General features: G+C 44.3%; 2 protein-coding genes. Both read right to left on the minus strand.

Annotated elements, in window-relative coordinates:
• Positions 1–62: 62 nt before the first annotated feature.
• Positions 63–959: an IS3 family transposase gene (locus tag MJ257_RS24490; protein ID WP_275693971.1), complete on the minus strand. Its 897-nt coding sequence runs from the start codon at positions 957–959 to the stop codon at positions 63–65.
• A partial coding sequence (locus MJ257_RS24495; RefSeq protein ID WP_240271784.1) for a helix-turn-helix domain-containing protein occupies positions 956–1,664 on the minus strand: 709 nt, incomplete at its 5' end. The genes MJ257_RS24495 and MJ257_RS24490, both read right to left, overlap by 4 nt.

Below are 1,664 nucleotides of genomic sequence, written 5' to 3' on the forward strand. Positions count from 1 at the left end.
AGGACAATGAAAAACTATAAGATTTATACACACTGCCTGCCGGTTTACGGCGGGCAGTGTGTTTATGCAGCTTGCAGATAATTATTATGGAATTCCATCGGTGTCATAATCTTCAGTCGACGCTGTAAACGCCGGTTGTTGTAGTAAATGATATAATCCGATATTGCCTTTACAAGAACATCATGGTCAGTAAAGCGATGCCCATAATACATCTCACGTTTCAGTATTCCCCAGAAGCCTTCCATCGGTCCATTATCAATACAGTGTGCCACTCTCGACATACTCTGCTTCATATGCGACTGCTGAAGCCGCGTATAGAACTCTCTACTTGTATACTGGAATCCCCGATCGCTGTGGAAGAGCGGGTGTGCGTCCGGCTCAAGCTGTATAGCTTCATCAAAGGTGTTCATCACCAGTGGATTATCATTATGGTCACTGATTTTAAAAGCCACGATTCTGCGGTCATATAGGTCGAGGATAGCGCTCAGATAGACCTTACGTACTTCTGTACCCGTGCGGTACTTAAACTCGGATACGTCTGTCAGCCACTTCTGGTTTGGAGCCTCGGCATGAAACTCCCTGTTCAGATCGTTATTGGCGATATGGTATGGGTTGCTAGAACCCCTAGTACAGCTCTTGGATTTGTACTTTATACAGGAGTGAATTTGCAACTTCCGGTTGATATTTAGAACCCGTTTGTCATTAACCTTGATGTCATGATATATTGCAAGTTCATCACGGATTCTGCGGTATCCCATATCCGGATGCTCATCGTGAATCTCCCGAATTTCTCTAGCAATTTCCTCATTCTCGATCTGATGTCTACTCTTCGGGCATTTAAGCCATCTGTAATAAGCGGATCGCGCGATGTGCAGATATTTACACAGTTTATGGACAGGATAATGCTTCTCTTCAGAAAGCTCCTTAATGGCTTCGTATTCGCATTGATGCCTGATCAGAGTAAGTGTCGTCGCCCCCTCTCCAAATCCCTTACTTTTTTTAACAGGTCATTTTCCATCTGCAGGTCAAGTTTTTCACGTTCCAACTGAACAATACGATCGCGTAATTCCTCTTCGGGCGTTCTGCCTGGTAACGTACCGGCACGCCGTCCCCGTCGATCCTCAAGACCGGCAGAGCCCATCGCCTCGTACCTTTTCACCCAGTTACGTACCTGCTGATAGGAAACCCTGTATTTTAGGGCAATAGCCCCATAATTCTTATTGTTTGTCAGGCAGTCCTGGACTATTTTTAACCGCTCTTCCGGATTGGTGTTTCTTGCCTTTCTCATGTAACTTCCTCCAGTCGTGGATTTGAGAGTCCCATGAGAATTATACACCTTTAACCATTGATGGAGTTGGTCTCGTGAACGTATATGGTATTTCTTACAAATTGTACTTTGACTTCCAACTCCGGATAGGTATTCAGTAACAGCTTTTAGCTTCAGCTCCGTCGAATATTTTTTATTCTGCTTCTGATCCATTAAAGCAGTAGGGCCATCTGCCTCGTAAAGTCTAACCCATAGAGCAATGGTACCCGGATCCACATTTGCTTCTTTTGCTGCATACGCTCTACTTATTTCACCTTTCAGATACTTTTCAACCAGATTTACTTTCTCCTCTGTCGGTATCCCTTTCATTGATTTGGACATGAAAAATACCCCCATA

The sequence above is a fragment of the Paenibacillus timonensis genome (assembly GCF_022427145.1).
Classification (GTDB): domain Bacteria; phylum Bacillota; class Bacilli; order Paenibacillales; family Paenibacillaceae; genus Fontibacillus; species Fontibacillus timonensis.